The sequence below is a fragment of the Nocardioides cavernaquae genome (assembly GCF_003600895.1).
GTDB lineage: Bacteria > Actinomycetota > Actinomycetes > Propionibacteriales > Nocardioidaceae > Nocardioides > Nocardioides cavernaquae.
Genome location: NZ_QYRP01000002.1, coordinates 1,128,882 through 1,152,534, shown reverse-complemented (window position 1 = coordinate 1,152,534; position 23,653 = coordinate 1,128,882). Strand labels below are relative to the sequence as shown.

The 23,653-nt window shown below is 69.8% G+C and carries 23 protein-coding genes; 13 read left to right on the top strand and 10 right to left on the bottom strand.

Features of this window, described 5'->3' with window-relative positions; translation table 11 throughout:
* Positions 1 to 27: 27 nt before the first annotated feature.
* Both D4739_RS05665 and gabT read right to left on the bottom strand, forming a co-directional pair.
* Positions 28 to 1,329 carry a Glu/Leu/Phe/Val family dehydrogenase gene (locus D4739_RS05665; protein ID WP_220699238.1) on the bottom strand — a complete coding sequence of 434 codons (1,302 nt, stop codon included), beginning with the start codon at positions 1,327 to 1,329 and terminating at the stop codon, positions 28 to 30.
* The gene (gene gabT, locus D4739_RS05660) at positions 1,326 to 2,678 is read right to left on the bottom strand and encodes a 4-aminobutyrate--2-oxoglutarate transaminase (protein ID WP_120059661.1); all 1,353 of its coding nucleotides are present in this window, start codon (positions 2,676 to 2,678) and stop codon (positions 1,326 to 1,328) included. The genes D4739_RS05665 and gabT overlap by 4 nt, the downstream gene beginning before the upstream one ends.
* Positions 2,679 to 2,802: 124 nt before the next feature.
* Between gabT and D4739_RS05655 the strand changes: the two genes are divergently transcribed.
* The 5 genes from D4739_RS05655 to D4739_RS05635 all read left to right on the top strand — a co-directional run bounded on the left by D4739_RS05655 (position 2,803) and on the right by D4739_RS05635 (position 6,716).
* Positions 2,803 to 4,290, top strand: a complete 1,488-nt coding sequence (locus D4739_RS05655) for a PucR family transcriptional regulator (protein ID WP_147384825.1) — start codon at positions 2,803 to 2,805, stop codon at positions 4,288 to 4,290.
* Positions 4,291 to 4,342: 52 nt separating this feature from the next.
* Positions 4,343 to 4,912, top strand: a complete 570-nt coding sequence (locus D4739_RS05650) for an RNA polymerase sigma factor (protein ID WP_120059659.1) — start codon at positions 4,343 to 4,345, stop codon at positions 4,910 to 4,912.
* Positions 4,909 to 5,724 carry a hypothetical protein gene (locus D4739_RS05645; RefSeq protein WP_120059658.1) on the top strand — a complete coding sequence of 272 codons (816 nt, stop codon included), beginning with the start codon at positions 4,909 to 4,911 and terminating at the stop codon, positions 5,722 to 5,724. The genes D4739_RS05650 and D4739_RS05645 overlap by 4 nt, the downstream gene beginning before the upstream one ends.
* Positions 5,725 to 5,802: 78 nt before the next feature.
* Positions 5,803 to 6,171 carry a hypothetical protein gene (locus D4739_RS05640; RefSeq protein ID WP_120059657.1) on the top strand — a complete coding sequence of 123 codons (369 nt, stop codon included), beginning with the start codon at positions 5,803 to 5,805 and terminating at the stop codon, positions 6,169 to 6,171.
* On the top strand, positions 6,168 to 6,716 hold the full coding sequence (locus D4739_RS05635) for a chloramphenicol phosphotransferase CPT family protein (RefSeq protein ID WP_120059656.1): 549 nt from the start codon (positions 6,168 to 6,170) through the stop codon (positions 6,714 to 6,716). The genes D4739_RS05640 and D4739_RS05635 overlap by 4 nt, the downstream gene beginning before the upstream one ends.
* A gap of 146 nt (positions 6,717 to 6,862) precedes the next feature.
* Here the strand turns inward: D4739_RS05635 and D4739_RS05630 are convergent, their stop codons facing one another.
* The 7 genes from D4739_RS05630 to D4739_RS05600 form a co-directional block, all read right to left on the bottom strand.
* Entirely contained in the window at positions 6,863 to 8,236 is a 1,374-nt protein-coding gene (locus tag D4739_RS05630; RefSeq protein WP_120059655.1) for an HNH endonuclease signature motif containing protein, read from the bottom strand.
* Between the two features lie 198 nt (positions 8,237 to 8,434).
* Entirely contained in the window at positions 8,435 to 8,920 is a 486-nt protein-coding gene (locus tag D4739_RS05625) for a GNAT family N-acetyltransferase (protein WP_120059654.1), read from the bottom strand.
* A gap of 94 nt (positions 8,921 to 9,014) precedes the next feature.
* Positions 9,015 to 9,767: a class II aldolase/adducin family protein gene (locus D4739_RS05620; RefSeq protein ID WP_120059653.1), complete on the bottom strand. Its 753-nt coding sequence runs from the start codon at positions 9,765 to 9,767 to the stop codon at positions 9,015 to 9,017.
* A gap of 30 nt (positions 9,768 to 9,797) precedes the next feature.
* Complete coding sequence (locus D4739_RS05615) at positions 9,798 to 10,748, bottom strand: C-terminal binding protein (protein WP_120059652.1); 951 nt, start codon at positions 10,746 to 10,748, stop codon at positions 9,798 to 9,800.
* A 3-nt stretch (positions 10,749 to 10,751) separates the two neighbouring features.
* A complete protein-coding gene (locus D4739_RS05610) occupies positions 10,752 to 11,504 on the bottom strand; it encodes an amino acid ABC transporter ATP-binding protein (RefSeq protein ID WP_182920475.1) in 753 nt (250 codons plus the stop codon).
* Between the two features lie 5 nt (positions 11,505 to 11,509).
* Positions 11,510 to 12,445 carry an amino acid ABC transporter permease gene (locus D4739_RS05605; RefSeq protein WP_120059650.1) on the bottom strand — a complete coding sequence of 312 codons (936 nt, stop codon included), beginning with the start codon at positions 12,443 to 12,445 and terminating at the stop codon, positions 11,510 to 11,512.
* Positions 12,442 to 13,365, bottom strand: a complete 924-nt coding sequence (locus tag D4739_RS05600) for an ABC transporter substrate-binding protein (RefSeq protein ID WP_120059649.1) — start codon at positions 13,363 to 13,365, stop codon at positions 12,442 to 12,444. Before D4739_RS05600 ends, D4739_RS05605 begins: the two co-directional genes overlap by 4 nt.
* 229 nt (positions 13,366 to 13,594) lie before the next feature.
* Between D4739_RS05600 and D4739_RS05595 the strand changes: the two genes are divergently transcribed.
* Genes D4739_RS05595 through D4739_RS05580 form a run of 4 tightly spaced genes read left to right on the top strand, consistent with a single transcriptional unit; the run spans position 13,595 to position 17,795 of the window.
* Positions 13,595 to 14,215: a helix-turn-helix domain-containing protein gene (locus tag D4739_RS05595; RefSeq protein WP_120059648.1), complete on the top strand. Its 621-nt coding sequence runs from the start codon at positions 13,595 to 13,597 to the stop codon at positions 14,213 to 14,215.
* A gap of 16 nt (positions 14,216 to 14,231) precedes the next feature.
* A complete protein-coding gene (gene speB / locus D4739_RS05590; protein ID WP_120059647.1) occupies positions 14,232 to 15,221 on the top strand; it encodes an agmatinase in 990 nt (329 codons plus the stop codon).
* 10 nt (positions 15,222 to 15,231) lie between these two features.
* Positions 15,232 to 16,107, top strand: a complete 876-nt coding sequence (locus tag D4739_RS05585) for a carbon-nitrogen hydrolase family protein (protein WP_120061747.1) — start codon at positions 15,232 to 15,234, stop codon at positions 16,105 to 16,107.
* Positions 16,104 to 17,795, top strand: a complete 1,692-nt coding sequence (locus D4739_RS05580; RefSeq protein ID WP_120059646.1) for a flavin monoamine oxidase family protein — start codon at positions 16,104 to 16,106, stop codon at positions 17,793 to 17,795. Before D4739_RS05585 ends, D4739_RS05580 begins: the two co-directional genes overlap by 4 nt.
* A 7-nt stretch (positions 17,796 to 17,802) precedes the next feature.
* Here the strand turns inward: D4739_RS05580 and D4739_RS05575 are convergent, their stop codons facing one another.
* The gene (locus D4739_RS05575) at positions 17,803 to 18,570 is read right to left on the bottom strand and encodes an NAD(P)-binding domain-containing protein (protein WP_182920321.1); all 768 of its coding nucleotides are present in this window, start codon (positions 18,568 to 18,570) and stop codon (positions 17,803 to 17,805) included.
* A 65-nt stretch (positions 18,571 to 18,635) separates the two neighbouring features.
* Between D4739_RS05575 and D4739_RS05570 the strand changes: the two genes are divergently transcribed.
* The 4 genes from D4739_RS05570 to aceE all read left to right on the top strand — a co-directional run bounded on the left by D4739_RS05570 (position 18,636) and on the right by aceE (position 23,649).
* Positions 18,636 to 19,250 carry a trimeric intracellular cation channel family protein gene (locus tag D4739_RS05570; protein WP_120059644.1) on the top strand — a complete coding sequence of 205 codons (615 nt, stop codon included), beginning with the start codon at positions 18,636 to 18,638 and terminating at the stop codon, positions 19,248 to 19,250.
* Positions 19,251 to 19,281: 31 nt separating this feature from the next.
* Complete coding sequence (locus D4739_RS05565) at positions 19,282 to 19,941, top strand: lipoyl protein ligase domain-containing protein (RefSeq protein WP_120059643.1); 660 nt, start codon at positions 19,282 to 19,284, stop codon at positions 19,939 to 19,941.
* A 57-nt stretch (positions 19,942 to 19,998) separates the two neighbouring features.
* On the top strand, positions 19,999 to 20,889 hold the full coding sequence (locus D4739_RS05560; RefSeq protein ID WP_120059642.1) for a LysR family transcriptional regulator: 891 nt from the start codon (positions 19,999 to 20,001) through the stop codon (positions 20,887 to 20,889).
* Between the two features lie 117 nt (positions 20,890 to 21,006).
* Positions 21,007 to 23,649, top strand: coding sequence for a pyruvate dehydrogenase (acetyl-transferring), homodimeric type (aceE, locus tag D4739_RS05555; RefSeq protein ID WP_120059641.1), 2,643 nt, complete (start codon positions 21,007 to 21,009; stop codon positions 23,647 to 23,649).
* Positions 23,650 to 23,653: the final 4 nt, after the last annotated feature.

Sequence of the window (23,653 nt, the reverse complement as noted above, 5' to 3'; positions counted from 1 at the left end):
TCGAGAGTGAGTTGCGGGAGGGAAGGGTCACGGGTAGAGGCCGCGCAGCAGGTGCGCCTGCGCGACGCGCTCGACGGCGAGGGCGGTGGCGGCGGCACGGAGCGGAACGCCGAGTCGCCGGGCGTGCTCGGTGACGGCGCGCCAGGCGAGGTCCATGCGGGTGGCGAGGCGGGCCTCGACCTCCTCGGCGCTCCACCAGAACGCCTGATTCGCTTGCACCCACTCAAAGTAGGACACGACGACGCCTCCTGCGTTCGCCAGGATGTCCGGCGCGACCAGGATCCCGTTGCTGCGGAAGATCTCGTCCGCCTCGGGTGTGGTCGGGCCGTTCGCACCTTCCACGATGACACGCGCCTTCACACGCGGTGCGTTGGTCGCATTGAGGACGCCTTCGACCGCTGCGGGGACGAGCAGGTCGACGTCGAGCTCGAGCATGGCAACTCCGTCGAGCTCGTCACTGCCGAGGAATCCGACGACCGATCCGGTGGCGTCGACGTGCGCCTCGAGCGAGACGATGTCGAGCCCCTTCTCGTCGGCGACGGCGCCGTACTGGTCCGACACCGCGACGACCCTCATCCCGGCTTCGGCGAGGAACCGCGCGGCGTACCGGCCGACCTTGCCGAAGCCCTGGACGACGGCCGTGGATCCTGCAACGGCGATGCCGCGGTCGGCCAGCGCCGAGAAGGCGATGTGCGCGACGCCGCGGGAGGTCGCGGTGGCGCGGCCGAGCGATCCGCCGAGGGCGATCGGCTTGCCGGTGGTGACGCCGAGGACGGTGTGGCCCTGCTGCACCGAGTAGGTGTCCATCATCCAGGCCATCGTGCGCTCGTCGGTGCCGATGTCGGGCGCGGGGATGTCGCGCTCGGGGCCGATGAACGGGCTGATCTCGGAGGTGTAGCGACGGGTCACGCGCTCGAGCTCGGCCTGCGAGTGGATGCGCGGGTCGATGCGTACGCCGCCCTTCGCGCCGCCGTACGGCACGTCGAGGAGGGCGCACTTCCAGGTCATCCACATCGCCAGCGCGCGCACCTCGTCGAGCGTCACGTCGGGCGAGTAGCGCAGGCCGCCCTTGGCCGGGCCGCGGGAGAAGTTGTGCTGCACGCGGTGGCCGATCAGCACCTCGTGGCTGCCGTCGTCGCGCCGCAGCGGGATGGAGACGGTGACCTCGCGGCGCGGGACGGAGAGCATGTCGTAGACGTTGCGGTCATAGCCGAGTACGTCGATCGCGGCGGCCAGCTGCGACTTCGCGTCGTCGAGGACGGTGCTGCCGAGGGCGATGGGCCCGGCGGACGACGCGACGTTGCCGGCAGGCTCGAGGAGGGTCGTCACTTGGTCGCCGCGAAGACGTCGTCGAGCACGTTGCAGGCGTCCTCGAGCAGCTCGTCGGAGATCGACAGCGGCGGGAGGAAGCGGAGCACGTTGCCGTAGGTGCCGCAGGTCAGGACGACCACACCGGCCTGGTGCGCGGCCGCGGCGACCTGCTTGGTGAGGTCGGCGTCGGGCTCGGTGGTGCCGGCCTTGACCAGCTCGACCGCGATCATCGCGCCGCGACCGCGGACGTCGCCGAGGCGGGAGTCGCGCTCCTGGAGGGCGTGCAGGCGGCTGGTCATGAGCGAGCCGATCTTGGCGGCGCGGTCGACCAGGCCGTCGGCCTCGATCGTCTCGAGCACGGCCAGTGCGGCGGCGCAGGCGAGCGGGTTGCCGCCGTACGTGCCACCGAGTCCGCCGACGTGGGCGGAGTCCATCATCTCGGTGCGGCCGGTGACCGCGGAGAGCGGAAGGCCGCCGGCGATGCCCTTGGCCGTGACGATGATGTCCGGGACGACCTGGTCGTGGTCGACGGCGAACATCGCGCCGGTGCGGGCGAAGCCGGTCTGGACCTCATCGGCGATGAAGACCACGTTGTTGGCGGTGCACCAGTCCTGGAGGGCCGGGAGGAATCCGGCGGCCGGGACGATGAAGCCGCCCTCGCCCTGGATCGGCTCGATCACGAGCGCGGCCAGGTTGTCGGCGCCGACCTGCTTCTCGATGACGTCGATGGCGCGGGCGGCCGCGGTGGCGCCGTCGAGCTGGTCGTCGCGGAAGGGGTAGGAGAGCGGTGCCCGGTAGACGTCGGAGGCGAACGGGCCGAAGCCGCTCTTGTAGGGCATCGACTTGGCGGTCATCGCCATCGTCAGGTTGGTGCGGCCGTGGTAGGCGTGGTCGAAGACGACGACACCGGTCTTCTTCGTGTGGGTGCGCGCGATCTTGACGGCGTTCTCCACGGCCTCGGCGCCGGAGTTGAACAGCGCAGTCCGCTTCTCGTGGTCGCCGGGGGTGAGTCGGTTGAGCGCCTCGGCCACCTCGACGTACCCGGCGTACGGCGTGACCATGAAGCAGGTGTGCGTGAACGCGGCGACCTGGTCCTGCACGGCCTGCACGACGCGGGGTGCGCTGTTGCCGACCGTGGTGACGGCGATGCCGGAGCCGAGGTCGATCAGCGAGTTGCCGTCGACGTCGACGAGTACGCCGCCGCCCGCGGCCGTGATGTAGACGGGAAGCGTGGTCCCGACGCCGCTGGCCACGGCCGCCGTCTTGCGGGCCTGCAGCTCCTGCGACTTCGGGCCGGGGATCGCGGTGACGAGGCGACGCTCCTGGGGCAGGCTCGGGCCGCCGGGGGTGGGGGTGTTCGTAGACATGGGGGTCCTCCGCGATCGGTGCTTGGGGTACGTCATCGACGGTAGGCCGCTGCGGTGGTCGAAGCGATGCCTGTTCTGCACAACCTGTGGATGAATACTGTGCAAAACTTGCAGTGTGGTGACGATGGCCGACCTGCTCGACGACCCGGCTCTGGGACTGGTGCCGGTTGTCGACGCGCGGAGGAGTGACGCGCTGCGGTGGGTGGCGACCAGCGAGCTCGACGACCCCTCGCCGTTCCTCGAGGGCGGGGAGGTGCTGCTCACCACAGGACTCGAGACAGTCGGCTGGACGACGCGCTGGGACCTCTATGTCCGGCGCCTGTCCGCCGTGGGCGTGGTGGCGATCGGCCTCGCAGTCGAGATGACTCATCCGGTCCCCCCGCCGGAGCTGGTGTCGGCCTGCCGGAAGCACGGGGTCGACCTGTTCGAGGTTCCACGGGCAACACGCTTCGTCGCGATCAGCCGGGCCCTGGCCTCGCACCTCCAGCGCGAGGAGGAGTCGGCAACGCGCTCGGCACTCGAGTCGCAGCGCGCGCTCACCCAGGCAGCCCTCCGCGAGAACGAGCCGGGCGCGCTCGTGGAGGAGCTGGCCCGGACGGGTTCGATGGCGGCCGTGATCGGTGCTGACGGCGTGGTGCTTCTCGGTCCGTTCGGGGAGCGCCCGGAGCTGCTCGACATCTCGACGGTGGGCGATGCCGTGGCACAGATCCGGCGACAGGGCCTGCGGGCGGCGGCCAGCCTGTCGTCGCCGGGCGGCACCCTGCTGGTCAACCCGCTCGGTGTGAAGGGGCGGCCTGATCGCTATCTGGTGGTCGGCTTTGGTGGTCGTGTGGGCGATGCCCAGCGCAGCACGGTCACGACTGCGGTTGCTCTTCTGAGCCTCGCGGAGGAACGACGTCGCGCGAGCCGCGAGGCCGATCGACGGCTGCACAGCCGTGCCGTCGAGCTGGTCACCTCCGGCGACGTCCGGACCGCGCAGGTGTTGCTCGGGGCGAGCAGCGGGCCCCGGATCCGGTTGCCGCGCCAGGCAGCGGTCCTCCGCGCGTCCGGGCCTGCCGCGTCACTCGAGGACGGGCGGGCCCGGCTCGAGCGCGACGGTGTCCTCGCTGGGGCCACAGGTCGCGACGACACTCCCGAGCTGGTCTGCGTCACCCGCGCCGACGGCGCCGAGTCCGCCGCGCGCAGCCTCCGGGCCGCGGGCCTGCGGATCGGGATCGGCGAGCCCCAACCGATCGGAGAGCTCGCGGTCAGCCACGAGACCGCGGGTCACGCGCTCCGGCTGACCACGGTCGATGCACCGGTGGTCTCCTGGTCCGAAGGTGTACGTCGCGGAGTGCTGTCGCTGGTGGACGGGCCGCGAGCGGCGGCCTTCGCCGCGTCGTACCTCGCTCCGCTGGAGGCCGAACCCGCTCTCGTCGAGACGCTCGGCTCCTACCTCCGTCACCACGGCTCGCTGCTCAAGGTTGCCGATGACCTCGGCGTCCACCGCAACACCGTGCGGCACCGCGTCGAGCGGATCGAGTCGCTGCTCGACCGGTCCCTCATGGACCCGCAGGTGCGCGTCGATGCCTGGGTCGCCCTGCGCACCCGGCAGGGCGGCGCAGGTTCCTGACGAAGCGCGACGTCGGGTGACACACTCGAGTCCATCCGGACAGGAACAGGGTATGGAATCGACGTCGTCGCCGCTGGAGCGTGAGCAGCGCTTCCGGGAGATCTACGACGCGGCGTACGGCGACCTGCTCCGCTTCGTGCGCAGGCGTGTGCATCCGTCGCAGGCGGAGGACGTCGTCGGCGAGGTCATGCTCGTCGCGTGGCGCCGCCTCGACGACGTACCGGCCGATCTGTCGGGAGCGCGTGCCTGGCTCTTCGGCGTGGCCCGCAAGACCCTGCAGAACGCTCGGCGCCGTGAGGACCGGCGCGATGCCGTCGCGGTCCGCCTCGCCGAGACCTGGCACGGTCCTGCGGACAACAGCCACCACCCCGATGTGGTCGCCGTCCGGGTGGACATCGCCGCCGCCTGGCCGCTGCTGAGTGCCACCGACCAGGAGGCGATCGCCCTCTCCGTCCTGGACGGGTTGTCCGCACCCGAGGCGGCGGACGTGCTGGGCATCTCCGCCGTCGCCTTCCGCCTGCGGTTGTCCCGTGCCCGGCGCACCCTGCGGCGCCACCTCGGCTCCAGCACCGTCGGCGACCGCCTGCCGCACGCCCCCGCTTCCGAGAGGAGTCCCCGATGAGAAGGCACCCCGACGACGCCACGGTCACCGAAGCCCTGCGCCGCCTCGACCCCGCGGCCGGGACCTCCTTGACCGAGAGGGAGCTGCAACGTGCTGACGCGGTGTTCGCCCGCATCGTGGCGACGCCGAGCGACGAACCGGTCCCGCTGGAGCCGGTCCGGCCGCGCCGCCGCCGCTGGCTGCTGGCGCCGGTGGCCCTGGTCGGCGCCGCAGGAGTCGCCATCCCTGGGCTGCTGCTCGGTGGAGGCAACGCCTACGGTTCGTGGACGCCGACGCCTGAGCCCCTGACCGTGGACGCCGCAGCCCAGGCGGCCGCCACCTGCCGCGCGGCCCTCGGGGCCCCCGGCCGGGAAGGGCGCGTCGCCGTGGCGGAGCGACGTGGCGACTGGACCTACGTCCTGCTCGTCAGCCAGGCCACCGAAGCCATCTGCCTGTTGCCCAACGACTCCGTGGGGGACGCCAGCAGACCGGACAACTTCTTCGGGAGCTACTCGCCCTCGGACGCCGCCGGCCCACCGACCCTCGCCCCCGACCGCATCGTCGAGAAGACGAGCGCGGAGGGCAGCACCGACGACGGCTGGTTCAACTGGCTCGAGGGCCACGTCGGCAGCGACGTCACGGGGGTCACCGTGCACACCTCCTCAGGCCTCGAAATCCAGGCGTCGGTTGCCGGCGACCGGTTCGCTGCGTGGTGGCCCGGCATCGCGCAGAGCTCCCGCCACCCGGAGGGCGAGACATGGTCGTACGCCGTGCACCTCGCCGACGGGAGCACCCGACGCACCAGCTGCGGTCAGTCGGCGCAACAGTGCTGACGATCGCAACAGTGCTCTCGATCACTGTCGATGGGGCAGTAGCCGGACGCCATGGCGAAGCATGACTAGCCTCGACCAATGGGCTTCCGGACGATGGCCGCGGCGTATGTGCTTGGAGTCCTGGTCACTGCGGGGATCGGATTCATCAACGACTTCACCTTCATGATCCTGCTCGCCGCATCGTTGTCGCTTCCGGCGAGCCTGATCGCGCTGCCCGGGTACTACGTGACCTACGGCCTGCTGGCACTCGCGCCCGGCGCCAACCCCTCCTCAAGCTCGGGCTCGGCATCATGCACGGCGGATGGCATCTGCCATTCGTCGACGACTGGCGACCCGGCAACCTGGTTTCTGGTGACAACAGACCTCGCGGGTGTCCTGGCGCTGAGCGGCGCAGCCGCTGTCAACGTGATCGCCCTCGGGCATCGACATGAGCGGAGCAACGTATGACCGGCCAGGTGATCGTCCTCAACGGAGGCTCCAGTTCGGGTAAGAGCACGCTGGCCAAGGCCCTGCAGCGCGAACTGGCTGGCTTCTGGCTCCGCCTTGGCGTCGACACCCTCATCGAGGCTGCGCCGCCGCGGCTGCTGGACATCGATGGGGGTCTTGAACTTGGGTCCGACGGCAGCATCACGCACGGACCCGCGTTTGCTGTCGTTGAGGATCAGTGGATGAAGGGAGTCGCTGCGGTCGCGGCCGCCGGTGGCCTGGTGATCATTGAGGACAACTTCGTCAGTGGCCCGAGCGCTCAGCGTCGCTGGCGCGAGGCACTGGGCCAGGTCCCGACCGCCTGGATCGGCGTCCGTTGCCCACCTGCTGTCGCTGCCGAACGCGAGCGAGATCGTGCTGACCGGGTCGAAGGCATGGCCGCGAAGCAGGCCGAAAGCGTCCACCGTGGCATCCACTACGACCTCGAGGTCGACACGAGTGTCGTCGATGCCGTGACGATTGCGGGCGCGATCCGCGAGCATCTTCAACTGAGCACTGCGCCCTAAGCGACGGTCCTCTCCGATGCGCACTCCCTCAGGCAGCGGGTTCGTGAGCCAGGCGCCCGCTGACGTCGTGGCATCGGCAGGTGCGCACACGGCTTGAGGGCATAAGACCGGCTGAAGACCTGCCGAAGGCGGCTTCCTTGTGCTGTTCAGCATCTCCGGTGGAGGCGGACTTCTCCCTGGGGAGTGAAGGTCACCTCGTAGGTGTCGTCGTGGAGCAGATGGTGGTGGCGGGGGCAGGCCAGTGCCCCGTCTTCAAGGTTGGTGGGTCCGCCCTTTGACCACGGTCGGTGGTGGTGGGCTTCGCACTGCTCGCCGGGCACGTCGCAGCCTTCGACGATGCAGGTGCGGTAGCGGACCCGGAGGGCTTTGCGTTGGGCTGGGCTGAACAGTCGGCTGGTGCGGCCGAGGTCGAGGATCTCGGACTTCCCGCCGAGTACGGCGGGGACGATGCCGGCTTGGCAGGCGAGCCGGCGGACTTCACCGGCGGGGATCCGCTCACCACCGGCGGTGGCGACGCCGACTCCTGCGCGGAGCTTGTCCAGATCCATCGTGACGATGATCGTGGTCGCTGCTCCGCCTTGGATGGGCATGCGGGTGGGGTCGGCGGCTTCGATGAAGGCGCAGAGGGCTTCGCCGAGAACTCGGTCGTGTGGGAGGCGTTTGCCGGTGACGGGGTCGAGGTAGGGGGAGTCATCAGCGGCTGGCGAGCCGTTGCCGCCCGCGTTGTCCGGCACGTCGCCCGAAGCGCTGTCGGCGCCGTCACGGTTGTCGGTGGTCCCCGTCGGGTTGGCCGCCTTGTTGGCAGTGGCGGTGTCGTGTCGGGGTGAGGAGAACGCGGACAGGCAGGTGCGGAGTCGGGCGGCCAGGGCGTCGGGGATGACGCCGCTGATGCGGGTGGTGCCGTCACCGCGCTGGCGGAGGGTGAGGCGGGTCGCTTCGTGGGCTTTGCGGAGCTCGTCTTCGAGGCGTTGGCGTTCGTTGTCTTCGAAGGTGTCGGGGTCGATGGTTTCGAGGATCGCGGCGCCGAGCTTCTTGAGCTCGTGTGCGTCGAACTCGGCGGCGAAGGCGACCATGCGGGCTTCGGCTTCGACCTTGATGTCGCGCGAGACATCCGTGCCCAGGGCGTCCAGCGAACGCGTGATGGCTTCGGCCTGGCGCACTGACACGTTGCCGGTGCGCATGCCTTCCAGGACCAGGGGGTAGCGGGCGGTGACGTCGTCAGCGAGGCGCTGCAGCCCGCCAAGCACGGAACGCTCCGAGTGGGTCTGGGTGGCCAGCCAGGTGCCGGCGGTCTTGAATCCTTCGGCGTCGGCCACATCTCCGCAGACTCCGAGGGCTTCGACGAGGAGGCCGTCGATCTGGTTGCCCAGGCTGACCAGGGTGGTGAGGAGTTCGCGCTTTTCGGGCAGCGGGAGGAAGGCCGGGGTGGCGCCCCGTGCCTGCTTCAGCTGCTCGTCCACCGACCGGGTCATCGCCAGGAGCGGCGAGACGATCGTGGACCCCGAGAAGTGGTTGTCCATGGACCAATTCTCCCTCGAACAATCGTTCGAGTCAAGGGATGATCCACAGCGTTTGTGCAGGTCAGATGCTATTTCGTTGTGGATGAAAACTGGGCCGACCAGCTCGTTCCCCGAGTCGGTTGTGGACGAAAACCGGGCCGGCCTCGCACGGTGCGACCGGGCCGCTGGGCTCGCACAAGACCCTCGGGACGGCAGGGCTCAATCCGAGCCGACCGCGCCGAGGTAGCAGAGCATGAGCGAGTCGGAGTCCGGGTCGAGGCAGGTGAACCCGTGCCGCTCGTAGAACCGCCGTGCGTCCACATCGGGCTCATCGACGTTGATCAGCACCTCGAGCGCACCACGCCGCCGCGCCTCCACCATCAGCGCGGCGATCAGCGCGGAGCCGGCGCCCTGCGACCGAAGACCCGGGCGTACGTACAGCTCTTCGAGCTGGACGAGCGGTCCGTCGGCGTACGGCGTGGGGCGGAAGGTCACCAGTGCGAAACCGACCGGCGCGGTCTCTGGTCCGACAAGGAGCGTCATCAGGTCCGAGCGTGCGAGCAGCCCGACGAGCCGGGCGGCGAACACCGCTGCATCCTGTCCCTCGGCGTCGAACTCGCGGTTGAAGTCGGCCAGCATCTGCGCGACCACCGCGGCATCGGCCGGGGTTGCGATCCGCACCTCGTCCACGCGATCGATGTCCATGCGATCGATTGTGCCGCCGACCTGGCTGCATGCAGCCCATCCCGAGGAGATCGACGGCGCGAGCGCCTCGAAGCGGATCCCCTCGGCGGACTGATCAGTCGCGGAAGTCCGGTCCGATCCGCTCGGCCTGCCGCAGCAGCGCGTCCCAGGCGAGGTCCATCGCAAAGCTGTCGACGAAGTCGTCGCCCTCGCTGTCCTCTCCGGCCAGCTGGGCCGCGGTCCGGAGCGCCAACGCGTCGGACGGAAGCACCAGCGGAGACCCGCCGGCGAGTGCGTCGACCTGGATCTGGCAGGCCTTGTCGAGGTTGATCATCCGCAGCAGCGCCTCGCCCGGCGTACGCCCGACGGTCAGCAGGCCGTGGTTGCGCAGGATCATCACGTCGTTGTCGCCCATGTCAGACACCAGCCGCTGCTGCTCGGAAAGCGAGAGCGCGACGCCCTCGTAGTCGTGATAGGCCGTGCGGCCGAAGAACTCCATGCTGATCTGGTTGATCGGCAGCAGTCCGTGCGCCTGTCCGGCGACGGCGCAGCCCGCCCGCGTGTGCGTGTGGAGGATGCACTGGGCGTCCTCGCGGGCAGCGTGGATCGCGCTGTGGATGACGAAGCCGGCCGGATTGACCGGATACGGCGACTCCTCCACCTTCTCCCCGTTCAGATCGATCTTCACGAGCGAAGATGCGGTGATCTCCTCGAACAGCAGCCCGTAGGGGTTGATCAGGAAGTGGTGGTCCGGCCCCGGCAGCCGCAGCGAGATGTGCGTGAAGATCAGGTCGGTCATCCGGTAGTGCGCGACCAGCCGGTAGACGGCGGCCAGCTGCTCGCGGAGTTCGCGCTCGGTGGCGTCCATGTCAGTGCTCCTTGCAGGTGGGTCGATGAGTCACGGTGTGACGGGGTGGGTCACGGCGCCGGTCTGCAGCCAGGCGATGACGTTGCTGGCCTGCTCGACGACGTAGGCCAGCTCGGACTCCTCCGAGAGCCAGGCGGTGTGTGGAGTCAGGAGTACGTCGTCACGGCTGGCCAGCGGGTGGCCCGGCTGCGCCGGCTCCTGGTCGAGTACGTCGAGCGCGACGCCCGCGAGCCGGCCGGAGTCGAGTGCCCGCGCGACGGCGGCAGAGTCGACGAGCCCGCCGCGTCCGACGTTGACCAGCCAGGAGCCAGGGCGCATCGCCGCGAGGAAGTCGTCATCCACGAGTCCCTGGGTCGACGGGGTCAACGCAACATGGAGCGAGACCACGTCGCTGGACCCCAGCAGCTCGTGCAGGTCACCCACCCCAGCTGCACCGGCGAGCGTGCGCCCGCTCCGCGACCAGCTGCGGATCGCGGCGACGTGCCCGCCGGCCAGGGCGGCGTACTTCTCGGCGGTGCGGCCCGTGCCGACGATGCCGACCTCGAGCCGCGAGAGCCGGCGCGGGACGAACCGCGGTCGTGCGGTCCACGTCGACTCCGAACGGGAGGACCGGTCGAAGAACGGAAGCTGCCGGATCGCCGCGAGGGTGAGTGCCCACGCGTGGACCGCGACCTCCTCGGTGGCCAGAGCAGGCAGGTGGGCGACCTGAATCCCCAGATGGGAGCACGCGGAGACATCGACGTTGTCGTGGCCCTGCGAGATCAGGGACACCACGCGCAACGCCGGAAGCCTCCGGAGCAGCGCCGCGTCGACCATGCCGTAGCCGACCAGCAGCGCGACTGCCTCGGCGCCGACCTCAGCCAGGACCGACGGATCGTCCGACCCTGCCTGCACGACGCGGAAGCCCGCCGCCTCGAGCGCTGCCACACCCGGCGCGACGTCGTCGTCCAGGTAGGCGTAGACCGCCAGCGGTGCCGTCACGCCTCAGAGCACCTTGGACAGGAAGGACTTCGTGCGCTCGTGCCTGGGAGCGTCGATGACCTGGCCGGGGGCGCCGGACTCGACGACGACGCCGCCGTCCATGAAGACGACCGTGTCGGCGACGGAGCGGGCGAAACCGATCTCGTGGGTGACCACGATCATCGTCATGCCTTCGGCCGCGAGGTCGCCCATGACGTTGAGGACCTCACCGACGAGCTCGGGGTCGAGGGCCGAGGTCGGCTCGTCGAAGAGCATCAGCTTGGGCTGCATCGCGAGGGCACGGGCGATCGCGACGCGCTGCTGCTGGCCACCGGAGAGCTGGGCGGGATAGTTGCCCGCCCGGTCGCCGAGACCGACCCGGTCGAGCAGCTTGGCCGCGCGGTCCCTCGCCACCGCCTTGGATTCGCCCCGGACCTGGACCGGCGCCTCCATGACGTTCTCGAGCGCGGTCATGTGCGGGAAGAGGTTGAACCGCTGGAACACCATGCCGATGTCACGACGCTGCGCAGCGACTTCCTTCTCGCGCATCTCGTAGAGCTTGTCGCCCACCTCGCGGTAGCCGATCGGCTTGCCGTCGACCGACAGCCGGCCGGCGTCGATCTTCTCGAGGTGGTTGATGCAGCGCAGGAAGGTCGACTTGCCCGAGCCCGAGGGGCCCAGCAGGCAGAAGACCTCGCCGTTCTGCACCTCGAGGTCGATGCCCTTGAGCACCTCGACGTGGCCGAACGACTTGTGGACGCCCTCGGACTTCACCATGGCGGTCATGCGGCGCCTCCTTGGGCGTTGCGCAGGAAGAACAGGCGGGTGATGCCGCCGGTGCGGGTAGCGGTGCCGGCGTGCGTGCCGCGGGCGAAGCGGCGCTCGAGCCGCGACTGCAGGACGCTGAGGACCGAGGTCATCACGAGGTACCAGAAGCTCGCGACCAGCAGCATCTCGAAGGTCGTGAAGTTCTTCGACCCGTAGTTGCTGGCCTCGGTGAACAGGTCGCTGGCGCCGATGACGGCGACGAGCGCCGTGGTCTTGAGCATGGTGACGAGCTCGTTGCCGGTCGGGGGCACGATGACGCGCATGGCCTGCGGGAGCACGACGCGGCGCATCGTCTTCGCCTGGCTCAGGCCGAGCGCGTGAGCGGCCTCGGTCTGGCCGGGGTCGACCGACAGGATGCCGCCGCGCACGATCTCGGCCATGTACGCCGCCTCGTTGAGCGCCAGCGCGAGAAGGGCGGCACCGAACGCGCTGATCACCTCGTTGGTCTCGACCGAGAACGAGCCGACTCCCAGCTTCGGGAAGACGAGGGCGAGGTTGAACCAGAGCACGATCTGCACGAGCACCGGCGTGCCACGGAAGATCCAGAGATAGCCGGCGCTCAGGGTGCTGAGCACCGGGTTGGAGGAGAGCCGCATGACCGCGAGCAGGATGCCGCCGATGACGCCGAGGACCATCGCGAGGGCGGTGAGCTGGAGCGTGACGACCGCGCCGCGCAGGATCGTGCCGTTGAAGAGGTAGTCGCCGACGACGCTCCACTGGATCGCCTCGTTCGTGCCGATCGACCAGAAGAGTGCGCCGAGGACGACGACGGCAACCACCGCGGAGACCCACTGGCCGTAGTGGCGCACCGGGATCGCCTTGATCGGCACGTGCGTGGCAGCCGATCCGCGCGGATCCGGCGGCGCCGTGCTGTCGAGGTGCGTGCTCACTTCGCGCCGCCCAGGTTGACCGCCGGCTCGTCGAGGGCGCCCTGGCTCATCTCGTGCTTGGCCAGGATGTCGGCGTACGTGCCGTTCTCCACGAGCTCGGCGAGGGCGGCCAGGAACGCGTCACGCAGCTCGGTGTCCTCCTTGGTGAAGACCATGCCGACCGGGGTGGGGAGCAGCGCCTCGGTGTTGGCGATCTCGAACTGGTTGCCGCCGCCGATGTTCTTGGCGTTGTAGACGCCGACGGCGTCCTGGGTGAACGATGCGTCCGCGCGGCCGGACTGCACCTGGAGCAGCGCGTCCTTGTCGGTCTGCAGGGCGGTGATGTCGATCGGGTCGTCCTTGCACTCCTCGGTGTTGAAGCCTTCGAGGAGCTTGAGCTGGGTGGAGGCCTTGAGGACGGAGACGGGGTGACCGCAGAGGTCGTCGACCCCGGTGATGTCCTCGGGGTTGCCCTTCTTCACGACGATCGACTGACCGGTCATGAAGTAGTCGACGAAGTCGTAGGAGGCCTCGCGCTCCTTGGTGTCGGTCACCGCAGCGACCACCAGGTCGAAGCGGCCGCCGTCGAGAGCGGTGAGCAGGCCGTCGAACGCGGTGTTGGTGAACTCCACCTTCACGCCGAGGAGCTCGCCGGCTGCCTTCGCGAGGTCGGGGTCGAGACCCACGATCGTCTTGTTGTCGTCGGCGAGGGACTCGAACGGCGGGTACTGCGCCTCGGTACCGATCTTGACGACACCGGCGTCGCGGATCGCCTCGGGGAGCTTGGCGTTGAGCGCGGCGTCCTTCTTCTGCGTGGCGATGGTGGCCTCCGACCTGGGCGCGTCGGACGACTCGCCACCGCACGCGGTGAGGAGGGCGCAGGTTGCGGCGGCGGCGGCCAGCAAGGAGGCAGGGCGGCGGAACGTGAGCGACGGGGTCATGCGAATTCACCTCGGGGATCAGGGGCTCGGGGGCGAGATCAAGGGCCGGAGCAGCGGCTTCGGATCGGGGGCGATCGGCTGGAATGTGTTCCGGGTCACCCGAGCATGGACCCGCAGTTTCCTTGCTGTCAACCCTTGTTTCCTGACAGGCCGATAGTGTTTCATGATGTTTACACCCGGCGTGGCCCCCGTCACGTTGTGCGCCGACATCACGCGAAGGAGCGTCGACATGACTGCTGCAGCCGCCCGTCCCGAGAGCGCCCAGCCCGAGAGCACCAGGCTCGGTGCGCAGCTCAAGGCAGTGCGCCTGGCGCGCCGCATGACGCTCGCTGACGTGGCCGAGTCCGCCGGCATCACCAAGGGCTTCCTGTCCAAGATCGAGCGGGACCAGGCGACCGCGTCCGTGGCGTCGCTGATGCGGATCTGCGAGTCGCTCCAGATCTCCGTCGGGGAGCTCTTCGACGCCCCGTCCGGCGACGTCGTACGCCGCGCGGCGTACCCCGTCATCAACTTCGGCGGCGTCGGGATGACCGAGTTCCTGCTGACCCCGCGGGGTGAGCAGCGGCTGCAGGCCATCCTCAGCGAGATCGAGCCCGGTGGGGGCAGCGGCGACGAGCCCTACAGCCTCCCGGCCGATGTCGAGTTCGTCTTCGTGGTCTCCGGCCGCCTCACCGTGACCTTGCGTGACGAGGAGATCGTCCTCGAGCAGGGCGACACGCTCACCTTCGCGCCCCACGCCCAGCACACGTTCCACAGCGCGCTCGACGACGGCATGACCCAGGTGCTCTGGGTCTTCTCGCCCGCCCTGCCCTCCCGCGATCTGCCCTCCCGCGACCTTCCCCGCGACTGAACCGGAGTACCCCGTCATGATCGAAGCCACCACCGCAACCGCAGCGTCCACGGGGTCCACGGAACCCGTCGGCCCGGTCGACTCGTCGAAGGTCCCGCGCTTCGCGGGCATCGCGACCTTCGCCCGGCTCCCGCGCCTCGAGGACGTCGGCCGCGCCGACATCGCCGTGATGGGCGTGCCGTTCGACAGTGGCGTCTCCTACCGGCCGGGTGCCCGCTTCGCGCCTGCCCAGATCCGTGAGGCCAGCCGGCTGCTGCGTCCCTACCACCCGGGCCTGGACGTCTCGCCGTTCGCCGCGGTGCAGGTGGCCGACGCGGGCGACATCGCGTGCAACCCCTACAACATCCCCGAGGCGCTCGACGCCGTGCAGGAGGGCGCCTCCACCCTGCTCGACGCCGGCTCGAAGATCGTGACGATCGGTGGCGACCACACGATCGCGCTGCCGCTGCTGCGCGAGATGAAGCGTCGCCACGGACCTGTCGCGCTGCTCCACTTCGACGCGCACCTCGACACCTGGGACACCTACTTCGGCGCCGACTACACCCACGGCACGCCGTTCCGCCGGGCCTTCGAGGAGGACCTGCTCGACACTGAGGCGCTGGCTCACGCCGGCATCCGCGGCCCGCTCTACTCCAAGGACGACCTGACCGACGACGCCCGCATGGGCTTCGGCATCACGACGGCGATGGACATCATGAACGAGGGCGTCCCCGCCGTCGTCCAGGCGCTGCGCGAGCGCATCGGCGACCGCCCGCTCTACATCTCCATCGACATCGACTGCCTCGACCCGGCCCACGCCCCCGGCACCGGCACCCCCGAGGCGGGCGGCATGACCAGCCGCGAGCTGCTCGCGATCCTGCGTGGCCTGGCCGGCACCAACATCGTCGGCGCCGACGTCGTCGAGGTCGCCCCGGCCTACGACCACGCAGACATCACCGCCATCGCCGCATCACACGTTGCCTACGAACTGGTCTCGCTCATGGCGCTCAACGGCCGCAGTGCCTGAGGCTGTCGTCATGCGCATTGCCGTCTGGCAGACCGGATCGGCTGACCTGGGCCAGCTCCGCTCGCGCGCCCTCGAGGCTGCCGCCGCGGGTGCGCGGCTGCTCGTCGTCCCGGAGGCCTTCACAAGTGGGTACGCCGTGCCCGGCATCGCCGATCTCGCCCAGCCCGCTGACGGGCCCTGGGCCCAGGAGATCGCGGCGATCGCCGCCGAGGCAGGCCTGGCGATTCTCTACGGCTTCCCCGAGCGTGACGGCGACCGCGTCTTCAACAGCGCCCAGCTGATCGACGGCGGGCTGATCGCCGGCCAGCTCACTGAGTCGAGTGCGCAGCCAACTGGCGAAGACAGCCACTTGCGCACTCAACTCGCCAAGCACCGCAAGTGCCACCTCTACGGCGACGTCGACCTCGCGTCGTACTCCCCGGGGGACGGGTTCACCGCGCTGGCTGAGCTCGACGGCGTACGCGTCGGCATCGCGATCTGCTACGACGTCGAGTTCCCCGAGGCGGTGCGCACGCTCGCGCTGGCCGGGGCCGACCTGGTCGCGGTGCCGACCGCCTTGATGCGCCCCTACGAGGTGGTCGCGCGCACGATCGTGCCCGCGCGCGCCTACGAGAACCAGGTGTACGTCGCGTACGCCAACCGCAGTGGTGCCGAGGGCACGCTCCTCTACTGCGGCGAGAGCTGTGTGGTCGGACCCGACGGGTCCGACCTCGCCCGTGCAGGCTCCGGTGACGAGCTGTTGCTGGCCGAGATCGATCCGGCCCGGCTCGCGATGTCGCGCGCCGACAACACCCACCTCAGCGACCGTCGACCCGCCCTCTACCGATCCTTGATCGAGGAGCGACCCGTCGCGGAAGCCGTCACCGAGAAGGAGACTGCCCGATGACCTCGGCGATCCCCACCACGCCCTCCCACGCGGAGGAGCCCGCCGCCCCGATCACGATGTTCGGACCCGACTTCCCCTTCGCGTACGACGACTGGGTGGCGCACCCCGCGGGGATCGGGTCGATCCCGACGACTGCGCATGGCAGCCGCATCGCCATCGTCGGCGGCGGGCTGTCCGGCATGATCGCCGCCCGTGAGCTGCTGCGCATGGGCTTCCAGCCCGTCATCTACGAGGCCGACCAGATCGGTGGGCGCATGCGCTCGGTCGGCTTCGAGGGACATCCCGGTGTCGTCGCCGAGATGGGCTCGATGCGGTTTCCTCCGTCGTCGACGACGCTCTTCCACTACCTCGACGCGATGGGGTTGACCACCACCGAGTTTCCCAACCCGCTCTCCGAGGCTGCCCCGAGCACCGTCGTCGACCTCAAGGGGGAGACGCACTACGCGCGCACGCTCGACGACCTTCCCGATGAGTACCGCGCGGTTGCCGAGGCGTGGCAGCAGACCCTCGAGCAGCACGCCGAGCTGATTCCCCTGCAGGATGCGATCCGGACCCGCGACACGGTGAAGCTCAAGGCGATCTGGAACGACCTCGTCACGCGGCTCGACGACGAGACCTTCTACGGCTTCCTCGCCCGCAGCGAGGCGTTCCGGAGTTTCCGGCTGCGCGAGATCTTCGGCCAGGTCGGCTTCGGCACCGGTGGCTGGGACACCGACTACCCGAACTCGATCCTCGAGATCCTCCGCGTTGTCCTGACCGCGGCTGACGACCACCATCGCGGCATCGACGGCGGCTCGCAGCAGCTGCCCGAGCGGCTCTGGTCGCGCCCGGTCGAGGGCGCGGCGTACTGGCCGGAGGGGACGTCGGTGCAGTCCCTGCACGAGGACGGCCGCCCCCGCGGAGCGGTCCGTGAGATCCGGCGCACCGAACCCGACAACTTCACCGTCACCGATGCCGACGGCAACATCGAGACGTTCCCGGCGGTCATCTACACCGCACAGTCGTGGATGCTGCTCAACACGATCCGGGCCGACGAGCGGCTGCTCCCGATCGACCACTGGACCGCCATCGAGCGCACGCACTACATGGGCTCGAGCAAGGTCTTCGTGCTGGTCGACCGTCCCTTCTGGAAGGACATCGACGAAGGCACCGGCCGCGAGGTCATGAGCATGACGTTGACCGACCGGATGAGCCGCGGCACCTACCTGCTCGACCAGGGCGAGGGGAAGCCCGGCCTGATCTGCCTGAGCTACACGTGGTCCGACGACTCGCTCAAGCTGCTGCCGCTCGACGCGCACCAGCGCACCGAGATCATGCTCAACTCGCTGGCCCAGATCTACCCCGGGGTCGACATCCGCTCGCACATCATCGCCACCCCGGTGACCATCTCGTGGGAGGCCGAGCGGTCCTTCATGGGTGCCTTCAAGGCCAACCTGCCCGGGCACTACCGCTACCAGGAGCGGCTCTACACGCACTTCATGCAGGACCGGCTGGCGCCGCACTTCCGCGGTCTCTTCCTGGCCGGTGACGACGTGTCGTGGACGGCTGGCTGGGCCGAGGGTGCGGTCACCACCGCGCTCAACGCGGTGTGGGGCGTCATGCACCAGTTCGGTGGCGCGACCGAACCGGAGAACCCGGGCCCGGGCGACGTCTTCGACGAGATCGCCCCGCTGGTGCTGGAGGACTAGGGCGGGCTCAGCCGCGCACGCGGGCGTGGATGCGGTCCAGCCCGCGGCGCACGGCGTCCGTGATGCCGGCTTGCCTCAGGTCACGGGCGAACTGCTCGTTGAGGCCGCCGGGGGTGGTGTGGGCCTGCGCGAGCGCGCCGAAGTCCACCTCCGGACGGGACAGCTCGTCGGTCAGCGAGGCGAAGGTCGCGGCGACGTACGGCCCGGCGTCGCCGGGTGCCAGACCGCGGTCGGCCAGCCACGCCGTGATCGTCCCGAGGTAGTCGAAGTACGCCGCGACGGTCGCGGAGGCGCCCACGATCGCGTCGAACGTCGCCTCCGTGTCGACGTGCAGGCTCGTGCCGAGCAGGTCGTAGAGCGTGGTCGCGGAGGGTGTCGCAGGGAAGACCGGCGTCGTGCCGCCGCGGGTCGCGACGGCCATGAGCGGGATGCTGCGCGCGATCTCCTGCGCCGGCGCAACGAGCGCGGCGAGGTCGCCGAGCGGGAGGCCCGCGACGGCGCTGACGACCCGGTGGTCCGCGCGGAACGCGAGCCCGCGCAGCACCTCGGGCGCCTGCTCCGGGAGCACGCAGACGAGGACCACGTCGCTGGCGTCGACCACGGCCTGGTTGGTCGTCGCCGTGCGCACGGACGGGAAGGTCGAGGCGAGCGCGGCGGCCCGGTCCGCGTTGCGCGGTGAGAGCACGATCTCGGGGGCATCGGAGACCCCGTCGCACAGCCCGGTGACGATCGCGGAGGCGATGGATCCGACACCGAGGATGCCGTAGGTGGTCATGGGCTCCAACCTATCGACCCGCGGGCGTGGTTCACTCGCAGCCATGGTGAGGGCATGGTGATCTCGTGGTGATCGTCGACCTGCTCGCGATGTTCGTGTTCGGCATCTCGGGCGGGCTCACCGCCGTGCGGATGCGGCTCGACATCGTCGGCGTCGCAGTGCTCGGCACGGTCACCGGACTCGGCGGCGGCTGGCTGCGCGACGTACTCATCGGAGACGTCCCGCCGCCGGGCCTCTCCGACTGGCGCTACCTCACGGCGGCGTTGCTCGGTGGGCTGATCACGTTCTTCCTGCACCCGGCGATCAATCGACTGCAGCCGCTGATCAACGTCTTCGATGCGATCGGGCTGGGGCTGTTCAGCGTCGCCGGTGCGCTCAAGGCGACCGAGTACGGTCTGGGCCCGATGCCCGCCACGATCCTCGGACTGGTCACCGGAGTGGGCGGAGGCGTGATCCGTGACGTGCTCGCGGGGGAGGTCCCGACCGTCCTTCGCCGGCGTGACCTCTACGCAATCCCCGCGCTGGCGGGTGCGGGGCTCGCGGTCGTCGGCACCCGTCTCGACCTGCCGACAGTGCTGGTGGTCGTGGTGGCCGCAGGGGTCACGATCGTGTGGCGACTGCTTGCCTCGTGGCGCGGCTGGACGGCCCCCGAACCGTTCCACGCCGCCCGCTCCGAGTAGTGCCCGGCCGGCGGCGTGGCAGGGTGTCCGCATGCGTCTGAAGCGCGTCGACGGCTCGGTCGCTGACTTCCATGCCCGCCAGATCCCTGCCGATCTGGCCGAGGCAGAGACCTGGCTCTTCGTGCCCGAGCGTCCGACCCTCGTCCTGGGCAGTGCCCAGGACGAGTCGGTCACCGATCCGGTCGCTGTCGCCGCGGCGTCCGTGGACGTCGTACGCCGCCGCAGTGGGGGCGGTGCGGTCTACGTCGATCCCGAGCGGTCCCTGTGGCTGGACGTGGTGCTGCCACGCCACGACCGGCTCTGGACCGACGATGTCCGCAGGTCGCCGCTGTGGCTGGGCGCCGCGTGGTCCCGCGCGCTCGCGGCCGTCGGCATCGAAGCAGAGCTCTACGACGAGGGCCTCGAGAAGACGCCGTGGGGACGGCTGGTCTGCTTTGCCGCGATGGGGCCGGGGGAGCTGCTGGTCGGCGGCCGCAAGGCAGTCGGCATCTCGCAGAGGCGGACGCGCGAGGGGGCGCGGTTCCAGTGCATCGTCTACGACCGTTGGGACCCGCGCGACGTCCTCGACCTGCTGACGCTGTCGGCCGACGACCGGGCCCGTGCGTCGGCGGACCTTGCCGAGGTCGCGGTGGGGGTGGGCGATCTCTTGCTCGACCTCGAGGACGCGATCCTGGCGGAGCTGCTCGGCTGATTTGCCCAGGGCACGCCGTGCCTTGGCGGCGGACTCATGCACTGAGAGCATGAGTTCATGGAGATCGAAACGATCAGGGCGTTCCTCGAGGTTGCCGACGGGACCACGGTGACCGTGGCCGCCGAGCGAGCGCACCGCACCCAGCCGGCGCTGTCGCGGGCCTTGTCGCGGCTCGAGCGGGAGGTGGGCTCCGAGCTCTTCCAGCGCTCCGGCCGCGGCCTCACGCTGACGCCCGCGGGCCGTGAGCTGCTCGACTCCGCCCGCCGCATCGTGGAGGCCTACGACCGCGGAGTCCGGGCCGTCCAGGACATGGCGGCTCCACAGGGTGGCTTCGTCCCGCTCGCCTTCCTGCACACCCTCGGCACCTGGCTGGTGCCCGAGCTGATCCGCAGCTTCCGCGCTGAGCGCCCCGAGGTCCGGTTCGACCTGCGCCAGCACGGCGACGCGGGTCTGGTCGACGACCTGCTCGGTGGTGCGGTCGACCTCGCGATCACGGGTGGCCTGCCGGAGCACCCGCAGATCGAGAGCCGGCGCCTGCTGATCGAGCCACTGCGGCTCGTGGTCCCGCCCGACCACCGGTTCGCTGGCCGCCGATCGGTCCGCCTCGCCGACCTCGCGGCGGATCCGTTCATCGTCCTCAAGTCCGGGTTCAGCCTCCGCGCCGTCACGGAGCACCTCTGCGTGGAGGCGGGCTTCGTGCCGCAGATCGGCTTCGAGGGCGAGGAGGTCGAGACGCTCCGTGGCCTGGTCTCAGCGGGGCTCGGCGTGGCGCTCCTGCCGGATCCGCACGGGGTCGGCGCCCCGGCCGCCCCACACCTCCGCGTCTCGGACGTCCAGGCCTCACGCGAGATCGGCATCGCCTGGATCCGGGACCGGCGGCTCCCGTCGGCGTCCGACCGGTTCCGGCAGCACGTGATCGGCAACGCGCGCAAGGTCGCTCGCGGCTAGGACGAGCCTCAATTCATGCCTCATATGCATGCATAGGGCGCGAATTAGGCATTGGACGCATGCCCGTGGGCGCCCGGAGGATGGTGGTTGACCTCACCATCCCCCGAAGGGCACGGTATGACCGACATCGATCCCGCCGAGACGCAGGAGTGGCGCGAAGCACTCGCTGCCGTCCTGGAGTTCGACGGAGAGCCGCGGACGAAGTACCTCCTCGACCAGCTGATGGCCGAGGCACAGCGCCTCGGCGCCCGAGTGCCGTTCGTCGCGACCACGCCGTACGTCAACACGGTGCCGGTCGACGAGGAGCCGACGCACCCGGGTGACCGCGAGATCGAGCACAAGATCCGCTCCGCCGTCCGCTGGAACGCGATGATGATGGTGCTCCGTGCCAACAAGGAGTCGAGCGAGCTCGGCGGCCACCTCTCCAGCTTCCAGTCCGCCGCGACCCTCTACGACACCGGCTTCCAGCACTTCTGGCACGCGGCGGGCGACGGGCACGGCGGCGACCTGGTCTACGTGCAGGGCCACTGTTCGCCCGGCATCTACGCTCGCGCGTTCCTCGAGGGCCGGCTCTCCGAGGCGCAGCTGGACAGCTTCCGTCAGGAGACCGGCGGTGAGGGCCTCTCGTCGTACCCCCACCCCTGGCTGATGCCGGACTTCTGGCAGTTCCCCACCGTGTCGATGGGCCTCGGCCCGCTGATGGCGATCTACCAGGCCCGCTTCCTCAAGTACCTCCACGCGCGGGGGCTGGCCAGCACCGCCGGCCGCAAGGTGTGGGCGTTCCTCGGTGACGGCGAGATCGACGAGCCCGAGTCGCTCGGTGCGATCTCGATGGCGTCGCGCGAGAAGCTCGACAACCTCGTCTTCGTCGTGAACTGCAACCTGCAGCGCCTCGACGGCCCGGTCCGCGGCAACGGCAAGATCATCCAGGAGCTCGAGGGCGTCTTCCGCGGCGCCGGCTGGAACGTCATCAAGCTGGTCTGGGGCTCCGGCTGGGACCAGCTGCTCAAGCAGGACACCTCCGGCGCGCTCAAGCGCCGCATGATGGAGGTCGTCGACGGTCAGTACCAGACCTTCAAGTCCAAGGACGGCGCCTACGTCCGTGAGCACTTCTTCGGCGTCGACCCCGAGCTGAAGGCCCTCGTCGCGGATTGGACCGACGACGAGATCTGGCGGCTCACCCGCGGCGGTCACGACCCGCAGAAGGTGTACGCCGCTTACGCGGCCGCCAATGCCCACGCAGGCACCCCGACCGTCATCCTCGCGAAGACCGTCAAGGGCTACGGCATGGGCAAGGCGGGCGAGGCGCAGAACATCGCCCACCAGCAGAAGAAGGTCGCCGAGGAAGCCCTCAAGACATTCCGTGACCGTTTCGACGTGCCGGTCGACGACAAGCACATCCTGGACTACCCCTACGTCTCCTTCGCCGAGGGTTCCCGCGAGCACACCTACCTGCACGAGCGCCGCAAGGAGCTGGGCGGCTACCTCCCCGCCCGTCGCCGGACCTCGCAGGCGCTGAACATCCCGGCCGTCGCGGACTTCGCCGGCCCGCAGCTGGCCGGCACGAACGGCCGCGAGATCTCGACGACGATGGCCTTCGTCCAGATCCTCACCAAGCTCCTGCGCGACAAGGAGATCGGCAAGCGGATCGTCCCGATCGTCCCTGACGAGGCACGCACGTTCGGCATGGAGGGCCTGTTCCGGCAGGTCGGCATCTTCTCCCAGGTCGGCCAGCTCTACACCCCGCAGGACGCCGACCAGCTGCTCTTCTACAAGGAGGACGCCAGCGGGCAGATCCTCCAGGAGGGCATCAACGAGGCCGGCGCCATGTCGTCGTGGATCGCGGCGGCCACGTCGTACTCCTCGAGCGACACCCCGATGATCCCGTTCTACATCTACTACTCGATGTTCGGGTTCCAGCGGATCGGCGACCTCGCCTGGGCCGCCGGCGACATGCGCGCCCGCGGGTTCCTGCTCGGTGGCACCGCCGGCCGCACCACGCTCAACGGTGAGGGCCTGCAGCACGAGGACGGCCACAGCCACCTCCACGCCGCGATGATCCCGAACTGCATCGCCTACGACCCGACGTACGCCTATGAGGTCGCGGTGATCGTGGCCGACGGCATGCGCCGGATGTACGTCGAGCAGGAGGACGTCTTCTACTACCTGACGCTCATGAACGAGAACTACGAGCACCCCGAGATGCCGAAGGGCGTCGAGGAGGGCATCATCAAGGGCCTCTACCCGCTGGCGAAGAAGCGCGGCGCGAAGGTCCAGCTGCTCGGCTCCGGCACCATCCTGCGCGAGGTGATCGCGGCCGCCGACCTGCTGGCGAAGGACTTCAAGATCGCCGCCGATGTCTGGAGCGCGCCGAGCTTCACCGAGCTGCGTCGGGACGGCCTGGCCACCGAGCGCTGGAACACCCTGCACCCGCTGGAGGAGCGCCGCGCGTCGTACGTCGAGCAGTGCCTCGCCGGCCGCACGGGTCCGGTCATCGCCGCGACCGACTACATGAAGTCGTACGCCGACCAGATCCGCGCGTTCGTCCCGGGCGACTACACCGCGCTCGGCACCGACGGCTACGGCCGCTCGGACTACCGCCGCAACCTGCGTCGCCACTTCGAGGTGGACCGCCACTTCATCGCCGTGACCGCTCTCCGCCGGCTCGCCGACGAGGGCACGATCGCCGCCGACGTCGTCGCGCAGGCCATCGAGAAGTACGGCATCGACCCCGACCGCGCCGACCCGGCCCACATCTGAGGAC